This is a genomic window from Clostridium porci, assembly GCF_009696375.1.
Lineage (GTDB): Bacteria > Bacillota > Clostridia > Lachnospirales > Lachnospiraceae > Enterocloster > Enterocloster porci.
Window position 1 is genome coordinate 1 of record NZ_VUMD01000035.1, and the last position, 13,240, is coordinate 13,240.

The 13,240-nt window shown below is 42.6% G+C and carries 10 protein-coding genes and 4 pseudogenes; 4 read left to right on the plus strand and 10 right to left on the minus strand.

The features are described 5' to 3' along the window. From FYJ39_RS19765 to licT, 4 genes and pseudogenes are all read right to left on the minus strand, one after another. A pseudogene (locus FYJ39_RS19765) lies at window positions 1-199 on the minus strand (hypothetical protein); the annotation flags it as partial. A gap of 498 nt (window positions 200-697) precedes the next feature. Continuing rightward, the gene (locus FYJ39_RS19770; protein ID WP_154474045.1) at window positions 698-1,681 is read right to left on the minus strand and encodes an ADP-ribosylglycohydrolase family protein; all 984 of its coding nucleotides are present in this window, start codon (window positions 1,679-1,681) and stop codon (window positions 698-700) included. Between the two features lie 83 nt (window positions 1,682-1,764). Further along, on the minus strand, window positions 1,765-3,693 hold the full coding sequence (locus FYJ39_RS19775; RefSeq protein WP_154474046.1) for a beta-glucoside-specific PTS transporter subunit IIABC: 1,929 nt from the start codon (window positions 3,691-3,693) through the stop codon (window positions 1,765-1,767). 118 nt (window positions 3,694-3,811) lie between these two features. Next, window positions 3,812-4,642 (minus strand): BglG family transcription antiterminator LicT, encoded by an 831-nt coding sequence (gene licT / locus FYJ39_RS21420; protein ID WP_207708714.1) that lies wholly within the window; start codon window positions 4,640-4,642, stop codon window positions 3,812-3,814. A gap of 827 nt (window positions 4,643-5,469) precedes the next feature. Here licT and trpB point away from each other — a divergent pair. Together trpB and FYJ39_RS19790 are read left to right on the plus strand one after the other, a co-directional pair. Further along, window positions 5,470-6,675, plus strand: a complete 1,206-nt coding sequence (trpB, locus tag FYJ39_RS19785; RefSeq protein ID WP_407923868.1) for a tryptophan synthase subunit beta — start codon at window positions 5,470-5,472, stop codon at window positions 6,673-6,675. A gap of 492 nt (window positions 6,676-7,167) precedes the next feature. Further along, window positions 7,168-8,057, plus strand: a pseudogene (locus FYJ39_RS19790) (IS91 family transposase); the annotation flags it as partial. Window positions 8,058-8,422: 365 nt separating this feature from the next. Here FYJ39_RS19790 and FYJ39_RS19795 read toward each other — a convergent pair. From FYJ39_RS19795 to FYJ39_RS19815, 5 genes and pseudogenes are all read right to left on the minus strand, one after another. Further along, complete coding sequence (locus FYJ39_RS19795) at window positions 8,423-8,887, minus strand: hypothetical protein (RefSeq protein ID WP_154474048.1); 465 nt, start codon at window positions 8,885-8,887, stop codon at window positions 8,423-8,425. 287 nt (window positions 8,888-9,174) lie between these two features. Further along, window positions 9,175-9,261, minus strand: a pseudogene (locus FYJ39_RS19800) (CHC2 zinc finger domain-containing protein); the annotation flags it as partial. A 1-nt stretch (window position 9,262) separates the two neighbouring features. Continuing rightward, window positions 9,263-10,660 (minus strand): annotated as a pseudogene (gene mobQ, locus FYJ39_RS19805) (MobQ family relaxase); the annotation flags it as partial. Between the two features lie 230 nt (window positions 10,661-10,890). Further along, the gene (locus tag FYJ39_RS19810; protein WP_154474049.1) at window positions 10,891-11,439 is read right to left on the minus strand and encodes a DinB family protein; all 549 of its coding nucleotides are present in this window, start codon (window positions 11,437-11,439) and stop codon (window positions 10,891-10,893) included. 362 nt (window positions 11,440-11,801) lie between these two features. Beyond that, window positions 11,802-12,005, minus strand: coding sequence for a DUF3847 domain-containing protein (locus tag FYJ39_RS19815; protein WP_407923867.1), 204 nt, complete (start codon window positions 12,003-12,005; stop codon window positions 11,802-11,804). A 109-nt stretch (window positions 12,006-12,114) separates the two neighbouring features. On the opposite strand from FYJ39_RS19815, the gene FYJ39_RS19820 reads away from it, so the two are divergent. Next, entirely contained in the window at window positions 12,115-12,675 is a 561-nt protein-coding gene (locus FYJ39_RS19820; protein ID WP_154474050.1) for an ATP-grasp domain-containing protein, read from the plus strand. Beyond that, a complete protein-coding gene (locus FYJ39_RS19825) occupies window positions 12,668-12,898 on the plus strand; it encodes a histidine phosphatase family protein (protein ID WP_154474051.1) in 231 nt (76 codons plus the stop codon). The genes FYJ39_RS19820 and FYJ39_RS19825 overlap by 8 nt, the downstream gene beginning before the upstream one ends. Window positions 12,899-12,963: 65 nt before the next feature. Here FYJ39_RS19825 and FYJ39_RS19830 read toward each other — a convergent pair. Next, window positions 12,964-13,240 (minus strand): transposase (locus tag FYJ39_RS19830; RefSeq protein ID WP_195840487.1); only part of this gene is annotated, 277 nt, incomplete at its 5' end.

Sequence of the window (13,240 nt, forward strand, 5' to 3'; positions counted from 1 at the left end):
TTACTGTACGGGCCTGGTTCTGATTTTGCAGCCGTTCCCGGTATTCCAGCATCTTTGCTTTTGTAATTTCCTCTCCATTTAAGAATTGAAGGAACCAAACCAGCTCATGGACATACTTTTGTATGGTCGCGTGGGATTTTTCATTTTCTGTTAAATAGAATTTGTACTCTCTCAGGATTTCATTGTAGCTGTTTCTCATCGTTTCCACCTCTGCTAACGTTTTATAAAAGTAGTATTCCTGAATCTTTTATATCGTATCCTTCATTTAGGCGAAACGAGAAAATTGGAGTTGGCGGCCCCAGACATATCGCTCTTTAGCCTTGCTTTATCTCCGGTTTTTATATTTTGTCTATACCCGCTCTTTGAGATGGGCCGTCTGTTCTTCCTTTGAGTCGTTGATCTGCGCTCGGATAGACGGCTTTTTTCGATGAGGAGATGCTTTTCTTCTCCACCTTCTTACAAAAAGTATACGTTTGTTTTATCCTCTTTCGACATTTTTTAGAAAAGCTTCGTTTTATCAATCCACCAGCCATAAATAAAGACGCCAATCTGTTCCATCGGGATGAATCCCGGCAAAAAGAAGATAGAAAAACTTTCTTAGACTATAAACTATGACCATGGTACTAAAAAGGATCGTTTCGATGTATACCAAAACGATCCTTTTTGTTATGCAATATTATACATTGAAATATTTTCTTTACACATAGGACAGTACATCCTCTGCCATGGCATTAAAATCTAAACCATTTACTTGTTCAATAAGTGTAACCTCTTTTTCCGGCAGTTCGGGATTCATTCCTCCGCATATACCGCAGCTTATTGCTCCGATTGTATCGGTATCCCATCCGATCTGTGCACAAAGTTGTGCTGCTTTCCAGGTATCCCCATTTGCAAGTTCAACGATAGCAAATACACATGGGATCGTCTCAATTGTCTCCATTCCTGTCCCAATTTCATCATATAATCTTTTCAGGATGCTTCCTTCATCTCTTTTCTCCTCATCGAGTATTTTTCTTGCCTGTTTCATCCTAAACGGCAAGGACGCTGATGGGAAATCATATCCATACTCCTGTGCTGCCGTTATTGCTGAATATGCTATATTCCAGATTTCATCAATAGAACTGCCTCCTCGTACTGTATAACTGACAGCAGCGGCAACGGCTGAAGCGCCGGCAATTGCAATTTTAGTATTATGGGTAGGCAGACAAATCTGATATACATTTTTTATCAGATTTTGCATTTCCCTATAGTCACTGACTATTCCAATCGGAGCGATCTTCATGGCAGCGCCATTTGTAGTTCCAGTTACTCCCGCTTCCTCAACCGGAACTCCTTTTGCTATCTTATCAAGGGCTTTTAATGTAGATGGGCCTGATACATAGGCTGATACACCGGAGTTTTCATTCCAATCAGACAATTCTTTTATATAGTCATCAACGCAGACCTTACCATGATTTTTTTTCAGCATATTCAAGATCATAAGCGTATTGATCGTATCATCGGTAACAGCCCCGGCTTCCAGCGTTCTCCCAAAAATATCATTTTGGCTGGCAGGATAAAGGCGGTCTATCCCTTCAGGGAATCTTTCCTTGATTTTGTCCTGAGACCAGCACTCTGTAGGCATTCCCATCGCATCACCCAATGCAGTTCCGGCAATTACACCGCGAATTCTTTTTTTCATTTTTTCCCTTCTTCCTTTCATCTGCTATATAATTTATTACTATTGATAAATTTCATTTCGACAGCGTTCTTTACTATTGCCAGTTATTTCATAGCGACGGCTCTTTGTCCCTCTCCGTTGGCAAAAGGGATAACTGTCAGAACGCTGTCCCCGGCTTTTGCCCTGTGCTTGATCTCTGGTGTAATACTGAGATAATCGCTGGTATTTGTAACAATCATGACCGTTTCTGTGCTGTAACCAGCTTCAGTGATTCTTTTCAGATCAGCTTTCAAAAGCAGATCGCCCTGTTTAACCTCCTGCCCTGTCTTTGCCAATATCTGATATGCAGTTCCACCCATTTCAACTGTGTTTATACCGATGTGGAGAAGTATCTCTGTACCGTTTTCACTGACAATTCCGATTGCATGTCCATCCGGGAAAACAGTTTCCAGTCTGCCGGAAACCGGAGCATATACATTACCGTTTTTGGGAATAATAACAATTCCATTCCCAAGCATTCTGGAAGCGAACGTGGGATCTTCGGATTCTTCCAGACGTCTGATCTCTCCTTCCATTGGTGATGCAATGGACTCAGGATGAAGCAAGGTGCTGGAGTCCTTTTTTTCTGGCTCGTCAGGTGTTTCTTCTTTATACGTAAAGAAAGTAAGACTGAAAGCAATAGCCATGGTCACGATAGTTGCAATAATTGCAATGATCAGCCCCTGTCCACTTGGGTCATTCGGATTAAGGAATGATACAAATCCCAGAATTCCGAACGAAAAAGCATACATTTTAACAGAAAACAGCGACATGATCAATGCGCCGGCAGCACCGCCCAGCATAGAAAATGCAAATCTTTTTTTGACTGGAAGGCTAAATCCGTAAATTGCAGGTTCAATAATACAAAATACACCCGAAATCATTGCCGGAACGGCAAGTGTTTTCTGTTCTTTTGATCTTGTACGAAGAAATATAGCAAGTACAACAGCTGTTTGTGCAAAATTTGCGGTAAATGACATCGGGAAGATGTAATCAGATCCCATCTGTGCCAGATTATTGATACCGATCGCTGAGAGAGGCCAATGCAGGCCAAAGATAACAAGCGGTTGGTATAGCAGAGCCACTACAACGGATGTAATTTCCGGTGAAATTGTATAAAGGTTGGAAACAAAGGCTGAGATCAGGGAACTCAATACATTTGTTACCGGTCCTATCACAAGGATCGACAGCGGGACAGTGAACAGTATCGTTAAAAAGTCATTTAAATTGTGTGCAAGAAGATCCGGTACAATCTTTTTCAGCAAATGCTCTATTTTTGATCCGATAAATGTGATAAATATAATCGGAATGACAGTGTTCTGGTATCCGTTTTCTGGGAACAGGATTGGAATTCCGAGAAAGGTTTTGTACACAGGTGTCTCAAAAATTGTACCCTGGAACAGAATATACATTGCATCGTCTGTGAGCAGATTATTCATCAGCTCTGGGATTACAAGTGTGGCGCCGAGAACCATGCCGACATACGGATTCAACTTAAACGCCTTGGCACTCGTATATCCCAGAATTACCGGGAGAAAATAAAATACAGTCTGCCCCATTGTATGCAAAACAATATAGGTACCATCCGTTGAATCCAACACTTTTGTCACCGTCAGGAGAGCCAGGACTCCCTGCAGAAGACCTGCCGCAGTCAGAATTCCAAGTATCGGCGTGATCACTTTTGTAATAATATCAACCAGGCTGTTGAGAGGACCTTTTTTCTCCTCTTTTTCTTCTTTTATCTGCACTCCGAGCGTTTTCTGCAGCACCTGAAATATATCTTCTACGTGTGTTCCGACTACTACTTGATATCTACCCGCTGCAAACTGAGCGGTCATTATTTCCGAGGATTTCAGCAGCTCCTCCTCGTTGACCAGTCCGTCATTTTTTAGTGTAAATCTAAGTCGTGTCATACAATGTGTTACACTTAGAACATTTTCTTTTCCGCCAATATTTTTCAATATAAAATCAACTAAAGCTTGATATTTTTCCATTTTTTCCCTTTCTAAAATTGAAATAAAAAAGCAACACACCGAAACAAAAGGATACAAACCACATTAGATTCTTCCTTTTAATTTCGGGTGTTGCCTGCATAACCAGTTACAATCCCAATCATTTTATTAACCTTTGCACATGTAGTATTAAATATAATCTTTCTTCCGGATATACCTCACACTGTAATTCTTCTTGCAGATAATCAACGATTATATTGACACACCGGACTGCCTCTGGACATGATTCCTCAATATGACTGAATATCTCTGGCAGAGCTTCATTTCTCGTTTCATTACTTGTAACTCTCTGCAAAAAAAATCTCAAATGAGTAACAAACCGAATATAGTTTAATGTTTTCTCATCCAGCTCAATTTTCAGACAATCTTCCACGAGCAATATCACCTTTTTCATAATGTTGGTGGTCTGCATTGTTCTGGATATATCTCCATTCTGCTCGCCATTCACAAAATGTAATGCCATAAAACCTGCTTCATCTTCTGAAAGCTTCAATCCTTCATAATAGAGAATTGTGTCAAGCGCTTTCATTCCCGCTGCAAATTCTTTTGGATAGAATTTTTTAATCTCAAACAGCATTGCATTTGTAATCATCTGTCCTTTTCTATATCTGTTCAGCGCATAACTAATATGATCCGCCAATCCGATATAAGTAATATCATCAAACGTATAGTGCAGCTCTTCTTCCGCTTCCTTTACAATTCTAGTTACCAATTCGAGATGATTAACAGGAATTTCATTTGTTAACTGAATAAATTTTTCTTTTATATCAGAGGAATCTACCGTAAATATTTTCTCAATCTGCTGATCTGATACAATATCACCTTTATGCTTTTTAAAAGCAATTCCTCTTCCAATAAGAATCCTTTCCAGTTCTTTTTCGTCACTTACCAGCACTACATTATTGTTAAATATTTTCTTTATTCGATACACCCCTCACCCCTTCCGCTCTGTCTGATATTGACGTATACGTCCAGTGCCAATATGTGTATAGTATACACCTCTGTTTTTAAATGTCAAGTACATTTTCAGGAAAGAATTCATCTCAAAAATTCAATATAAAATACATATCCGTAATGCTGGCTATATTTTGAATAAAGCTCCGTTTCATATTCATTTTGTGCAGCATACTCAATCATGGTTTCATTACCGGCATATTTTTCTAAAAGCTTGTTAATCGCCGCCTCGCGGGGAATAAAATAATTGCAGATTTTAAATGTTTTTTGAAATGTTTTCAATACCTATTGACTAGTACAGATGATGAGAGTAAAATATAAAAAATTAATATTCTAAACCGTTGATGAGGAAATAACGGCAATGATACCTTTACAAAGAGCCTGTGGTGCTGAGAATCAGGTAAGAAACAAGTTATCCAATGGATCGCTGAGGGTGCAGTCAAATGGGATCATCCCAACGTATTCTGCAACATATTGGTATACCTCAGTTGCCGGGGATATGTTGGTATCCTGCTAAACACACAGGTCATACTGTAAATCAAGGTGGCACCACGGATAAAGCTTTTTATTCGTCCTTGACAGAGAGTATATTTCTGTCAAGGGCGTTTTTGTCTTATAAAGCTCCTTTGACGAGAGATATAAATCCAAGGAGCTTTTCCTGTTTTGGGGAGATCAATAAAATGATGACAAAGCGTTGGTGGCGCTCCGAGCGCCGAACATTAGAAACGAAACAAAAAGTTAGCGTAACACCGAAACCAACTTAAAACGATTAATTGGAGGAAACAAAAAATGAAATTGAATAACATTGAATTCGATACCTATTTTAAGAACTATCCCGACGCTAACGGCTATTTTGGGAAATACGGAGGCTCCTATATCCCTCCTGAACTACAGAACGCTATGGATGAGATCAACCAGGCATACCACACCATCTGCAAGTCATCAAAGTTCATAAGCGAACTTCGCCGTATCCGCACAGAGTTTCAGGGTAGACCGACTCCTATTTCCTATTTGGAAAGACTATCCAATAAGATAGGCACAGGCGTTCAGCTTTATGTGAAGCGAGAAGATTTGAATCATACTGGCGCGCACAAGCTTAATCACTGTATGGGTGAAGTGCTGCTTGCGAAATATATGGGCAAGAAAAAGGTCATTGCCGAGACCGGCGCAGGTCAGCACGGTGTTGCTCTTGCTACCGCTGCCGCATATTTCGGTCTTGAATGCGACATCTACATGGGTGCGATTGATATTAAAAAGCAGGCTCCCAATGTGGCGAGAATGAAGATTCTCGGTGCAAAGGTAATCGAGGTCACAGATGGATTAGAAACGCTTAAGGAAGCGGTAGACGCTGCATTTATGGCATACTGCCAGGAATACAGGGACGCCATCTACTGCATCGGATCTGTTGTCGGCCCACATCCGTTCCCAATGATGGTGCGTGATTTCCAGAGTGTTGTTGGTATTGAGGCGAGAGAACAGTTCCTCTCTATGACAGGCGAACTTCCAGATGCGGTTGTTGCTTGTGTGGGCGGCGGCTCCAACGCAATGGGATTATTCGCCGGCTTCTTGAATTCCCCTGTTGACATCTACGGTGTCGAGCCCCTCGGTAGAGGCGTCAAGATGGGGGACCATGCGGCCAGCCTTACCTATGGCGAGGAAGGCATTATGCACGGCTTTAACAGTATTATGCTGAAGGACGAGAACGGCGATCCTGCTCCCGTATATTCCGTAGCAAGTGGTCTTGACTATCCTTCCTGCGGCCCGGAGCATGCCTTCCTGCATGACCTTGGCAGAGTAAAGTATGATGTAGTAACCGATGACGAAACCATCGACGCTTTCTTTGAACTCTCCAGAATGGAAGGCATCATCCCGGCGATCGAAAGTTCTCACGCCGTTGCTTACGGTATAAAGCTTGCAAAGACAATGGGACAGGGTTCCGTACTTATCAATCTATCTGGTAGAGGTGATAAGGATATGGACTATATCATTGAGAGATACGGTATCAGATAAAAGTAAACGTCAAACCATGCGCCTGGGGTTAAAATACACGCCGCTTTTTTAGCGGCGTGGTTTTCTACATTCATACATTCATCTGAAAGCTTATCTGACCAAGGCATCAGAGCATCCAGTTTCGTAGAATCTATATTTCCTTGTTCATCACAGAGATTTGGCAATTCTGTAAGAATATATTTATAAAAAATAATTGTATCTTTTATCCGATTAAGATGAAATTTTTATTCTTCTTTCTCTTAATTGCACTACGCACGTTGGTGCGACAACAGAATTAAAAGCAGAGATTTTTCTTGCAATGACATTTTCCTCATAAGAAGAAATAAAAACACTTTCACCAACAAGTTGCCGTATCGCCATCCCTGCGCTTAATACAATCATGGACACTAAATAGTAAACCGGACGTAAATCAAGCGCCAACATGAAAAAAGAGCACATCATCAATACTGCACCTAAATTTACGATCCAATTAGCCTTATATTTTTAGTTTAAATAATCAACTGCGGTAATCCTTCTTTTGGTGGTTCCATATATGGCTGTCCTCACTGTGGTAAGTTGAAATTTGTCCCTTTCCGCTATCACGGCCGCTTCTTTCCCACCTGCGGTAATCTCTATGCCATGCAGCGCACTGCCTCTATATCCTTCAAGCTTGTTAACATTGCTCATAGACATTGCGTTTTTACCATTGATGATAACCTCCGTGACTTTTTTCTTCAGGATCGTACCATGCTTGACTGCCTTTTCCATGCCGCGGCCAGTGTTGTTTCCCCATGTTCTTCAAGCTGAACAAATCCTTGAATTTCACTCCCGGTTTTATCATACTCCTCCATACCTTCGGCAGGGATTTGAAATGGAACCCTCATATCCACTGCCTCATTTCAGAAAGCGGATTCAGCGATAATGGTTTTTGGCGTAATATGAATCATTTCAACTATATCTACCTCCGTAATGCCTTCCGTACAGCACTTCTTAACGAAATGGAAGCCAAAATCGGCTCCTCCTTCAAAAAGGCAAAAGCTACCTGTTACCGCGAACACAAGGAAGGCTTCTACGTCTATGCCAGACCGAATAGATGCGATCCCAAGACCGTAGTGAACTATATTGGACGGTATCTGGGACGTCCTGTCATTGCCACTCCAAGGATCGACAGCTGCGATGGTGATCTTGTTACGTTTCACTACAACCGTCATGAGGATGATAAATACGTGGAAGAAACGCTTCCGGTCATGAAATTCATTTCCCGCCTCATCCAGCACATCCCGGAACAACCTTTCAAAATGATCCGATATGGCGGGATCTATGCCAGACACCGGGATATTGATAAAAAACTCCACCGGGCTATCTCCCGCGAAAAACACCACTTTTATCGCAGCTTTAATCAATGACGTACTGCCATTCTTTCCTCTTTCGGCTATGGAATTTGTTTCTGTTAGCGGTGCCTTTTGCCTGTATTAAATTTTCTTTCAGATGAAGTGCCCAAAATACTGCATTAGGGCAAAAAAATTCAGGCATAAATTGAATGTAACTAATATACCAAATAGTATCACTAATGTGAAATAAAAACACTTGATTTTATTGGATTTCGCTTCTTTATAACAAAAGCACCCATTAACAATCCATAATAAAAGCAACGGATTCCAGCCTAATATAGGAATTAAAAATGCTAATCCAAACGAAATTCCTGTAGATAGAATATGTCGACGATTAGAATTGAAAATCCATTTATAGAGGAACTTTTTCAGTTTCATCATACTTCAATTGTGAACTTCGACACACTAGTAGATGGCTCAAGTGTACCTGTTATATAATCGACAACAGGAATAGGGCAACTCACGGTATGAGTTGTTGTCACACTGCAAGAAGCAAATGTCTTGTTACTGCTGATAGATGGCTGTGTCGTCCTTATGCTGTCCAGACTTCCAGAGAAGAGAGCTCCTAAATCGCTGAAGGATACATTTATGATAGGTGATGGAAAGCCGATAATCTTTCCGCTTTGATAAATTCCATTATACTTTGTTAAAAAGCTAGTTGTAACGTCTGCACCGCTGGCATTGTACACTTGGCCGTTTCCGTAAAATACTTGGTCACACATCTTCTTAAAATCAGCACTGGCAACAGGAACTTCTCTGTTTTCAGAGGGTACAGCTGTACTTAAACTTAACATCAAGCACAGAGTTAAACATGTTGCAAATAATTTTTTCATTTTTGCCATAAACACGCCTCCTTATATTCTTTGGAAAAGTTTATATGCTTGTAGGAATACCATGAATAATGTTTAATATTTTCATTTTTTAATTTGAAGCAGTATTATCATTTTTATTTTCTGTCCCATTGGACCCACCTCTTTCCCGTTTTCAAAAAAGGTCGAAGTGCTATTATACCCCATTTAAATAATAACATGATTATTAAACTTCCTCAAGTTAATTTCAATGTATATTATTTTTATTTATTTTCAGCAAAAATGCTTGGTTTTTTGCCGACATGGAAGGGACAGACTCACATCCCGTTTCGTCCCACCCGGATTCCAAAATGCCCGGCAGCCTGCCGGGTGGCAACAGACTGCTTGACAGCTTCAAATACATTCAACCAAATCCTCCTGCACCGCTGAAAAGCGTTCCTTGTATTCGGCCACTTCTCCGGCAAGCTGCGTCCGTTCCGTGGTCAGCTTTTTGGCGCCGTACTTGGTTCCCTCCAAATGCACCTTGAAATAGCGGACAGCGGCATTGCAGGCGTCCAGCTCGTCCCGATGGGCGGCGGCAAACTGTTCCTTTGGTTTCTTAAATCTGATGGCGGCATATTCCGCATGAACCGGCTTGTGGGCTTCAAAGTTGGCGATATGGGAAAGCAGGGTGTCGATCTCCTTCATGCGCTTTTCCTTCGGCTTCATCTCTGCCCGGATGGAAACAGCCTGCCCGCTGACGGTATCCAGATAGGCGTCCAAACTCTCCACGGTGGACAGCTCCTTTTCCCGCAGATAGCGGATGGCGTCCATTACCTTGTTGAAGTCATTCACGCTGCCTTTGAGCTGGCCTTTGCTCGTCCAGCCGGTGCGCTCCTCCCGGCGCAGTTCCGGATATTTGCCCAGCAGCTCCGGCAGAGTGGGGTCTTTCGCTTCCTGCAAGGCTTCCAGCAGGGCAGCCTTTTTCTCCTTCAGGTCTGCGATCCAGCCTTTCAGGTGGCGTACCATCTGACGGATAGACTGCATAAGCCGGTTGGCGGCGGTAATGTCCCGGTTCAGGTTGCCGATGTTGGTCTGTATCCCTCGTTTCTCCATCTGGCTGACCGCTGGCCCCATGTGGACGGTAGGGATTTTATCAATCCCCTGCCGCTCATAGGAACGAAGGTCAAGGCGTTCCGGGCGGTCATTGGCTTCCAGATAGCGGTTAGCGGTAGCCGCCCAGCCCTGCCGCCATATCTCGCCGTACTTCTGGTCGTTCCAGTCCACGGTGTTCTCCTTGTGGCTTTTCCAGTTCCCGGACGGGAGCCGGATACGCTCGCCGTTCTCGTCAAGGTCATAAACCTTCCGGCTCTTGGGAAGCCATTTCCCAGTTTCGTCCATTGCCCGCATGGTCAGCAGGATGTGGGCGTGGGGATTTCCGTCCCCCTTATCGTGAATGACAAAATCGGCAATCATGCCTTTGGAAACAAAAAACCCCCGGCAATAGTCCCGGATCAGGCCGGCGTGCTGCGACCGGGGAATTTCCCTCGGTATGGCAAGCACGATTCTTCGGGCAAGCTGGGAGTTCCATTGTTTCTCGATGGCTTCGGCGGCGTTCCACAAGGTGTTGCGGTCTGCATACTCCGGTGGGGCGTGGGGCGGCAGCATGATTTCTGTGTGGACGATCCCTCGTTTCTCGGAATAATATTTCTGCTTCTGGTCATACTCGGAAAACAGCCGTTCGCCGCTTTGGTAAGCTGCGGCGGCTACGGCTGACTGATGGTTGCTGCGCTGGACGATTTTTATATCGTGGTGGGGACAGGGCATAATGGCTTCCTCCTTCCTGTGATTGATTGGTGGGTGGGCGTTTTGCCGCCCCATTTTGGGCAAAAGAAAAGCAGGAAACCGTTTCTGATTTCCTGCTCAGTGGTGCCGCTGGTGGGCGGCTGTATTTAGTTTTGAACGTTCGGGTCAAGCTGGCCCGATGATAAGGGGATTGTCGAACTGGGATTGTTCTAAATTTCATATCTGTATTTAACGGCTATCATAAAATTACTTTATAAATACTTATCGTATTCCCCATTTGGAAAGGGCTTTTCTAATCCTAAAACGTTAGGCCACAAACCTGTATCATCAATAATAAAACCCATGATCATCCCCATATGGCTGTGTAGATGTCTAAACTGTGCCAAAATCAATGTGAATTTGCAATATTCGCACCCTACAGGACATTCCAATAATTCCCTGTCCGTCAAACTAGAAATATATTCTTTCAGTTTTTTCTCAATACTTTTCAGATAATCATTTATTTCCTCTCTTGAAAGACTCTTCTTTGAAATAACATCTAGGTTATTCAAATCCTTTTCATGAATATCAGGCTCACAAAAGTTCTCATCTCGTGGATTGATATACCACAAATCCAAAGAATGTAGCATATGATAGATATGTTTCCAACATGGCATCTCGCAATAGTTTCTGTTCCATAATTCATCAGGAACACAGTCGATTACATTTCTTACTTCCCACAAGGCTCTAGTCGTTTGATCTTCAATAATTTCAATTAGGGTATTCTGTTTTATGCAAGAATTTATTTTTTCTGCTTTCATAATATATCAGTCCTCGCTCTGCTCAATCAATTCCAATCTTTCGTTATTTTTATTATACTTCATCAAGCCGGGTAAGTATAGGATGATTTTGCAAACTTGTCGGACGGGAACAGCTTGCAGCGCAAGGTGTTTCCGGGCGGCAAGTCCACAAAGGGGCGACTGGCGCAGAGGAGCTGCAGTTTTCCCTGTGGAGATTAGGAGCGGATTGAAAATCGGCGGAAATCATCTGCTCCCTGCAAGGGGCTTCCGGCAGGACGCAACGCACCACCTTTAGAGCGGTGTATAGCTGCGCCCTCTTTCAGAGTGGAAAACTCCGGCTTGCCGCTCTGGAAGCAATTTTCGCCGTTTCCGGCGTTCTGCTTTTACTCATTTTTCGGTTTTCTTGCAAGTACCTGTTCGATGATGTTTCGGTTTTCGTTCCAATGGAACAGCAACTTCAAAATCAAGCTGACCTGTTCATCCGTCACAAGCTCCGGGTGGGGCAGGTAGCTTTCCAGTGCCGCCCCTCTGGTACAGAGCCGGCGCGTCCGCTCACTCCGGGTTAATTGCTTCGCCCGGTTCTGCAAGATTTTCCCTCATGCTTCAACCGGCGCAGCTTCTTTTCTCCATCTTCAATCTTCTGGTTGATTTTTTCAATTATTAGATGAGGTGAATTTCTTTAGAAATAAACACTTGATGAAAAGTGCAGCAAAAGAGACAGGGCTATTAACGCCCAGGTTTGCATTAATAACTAATGTTTTCGAGTTGATTGATTTTGCAAAGTTAAATGGATTTCCTTTTATAATAAAACCAATTGACAGCGCAGGTGCGGTAGGTATTGATGTAATTAAAGATAAAAAAGACTTTGATGAATGGGTTCGTCTTAAAGAGCAGATAAGGGATGAACCAATTCAGTTCATTGTTGAAGAGTATATTTCGGCTCCGATTATTGTAGTAGATGGGCTGATGATGTCCGGAAATATAATAGTATCGACAGTAAGTTCTTATCAAGGTTCATGCCTTGATAGAGCGAAAAAACAAGTTGCATTGGGACTTTTACAAGAAAAGTACGAAAGTGAACTATATCAAAAAGCTCAGAAATATGCAAAACAGTTAATTTCAGCTATGCCTCATATTAATAGTTATAATAGTTTCCATATGGAACTATTGTCTCCAGCGGTGTTACTATTGCTGTCACCATTAGCTTCTTATATAACGGGGAGTGGGGTTGACGTAGCCGGAGGATTAAATGGATAATAAGAAGGAAATCATTCTGGTTCGACATGGCGAATGTATAGAAAAAGGCAAGAAAATTTTTGTTGGTCAAATGAATCTTGATTTAACCGCGGAAGGATATGAAAAGACAAAAAAATTAGCGGAAGAACGAGTGTGTGAAGAAAAGTCTGTAAATACGATCTTCTATGATATTAGCTGGGCTGAAAGCTCCTTTTGGGGCTTTCAGCCCTTGCTGTATTTATAACAGCAACTATCGCTGCATGTCAAGAGCAGGCGGAAAATCCGCCTGTGAAAATAAGGCAGATTCGATTATTCCGGCAGCCGGCCTTCGTACATAATACTCAGTTCACCATATACCTGTCCCCAGTTTCTGATTGGCATCGTCCACTTCTTTGTGGCTTTAAACGCAGACAGATACAGCGCTTTCAGTAGAGCAGTATCGCTTGGGAACACGCTTCTCTGACGGTTCAGCTTTCGGTAAGTGGCATTCAGGCTCTCAATGGCGTTGGTCGTATATATGACCTTTCTGACCGCTGTGGAACATTTGAAAATCGGGGAGATGGCGTCCCAGTTCTGTTTCCAGCTC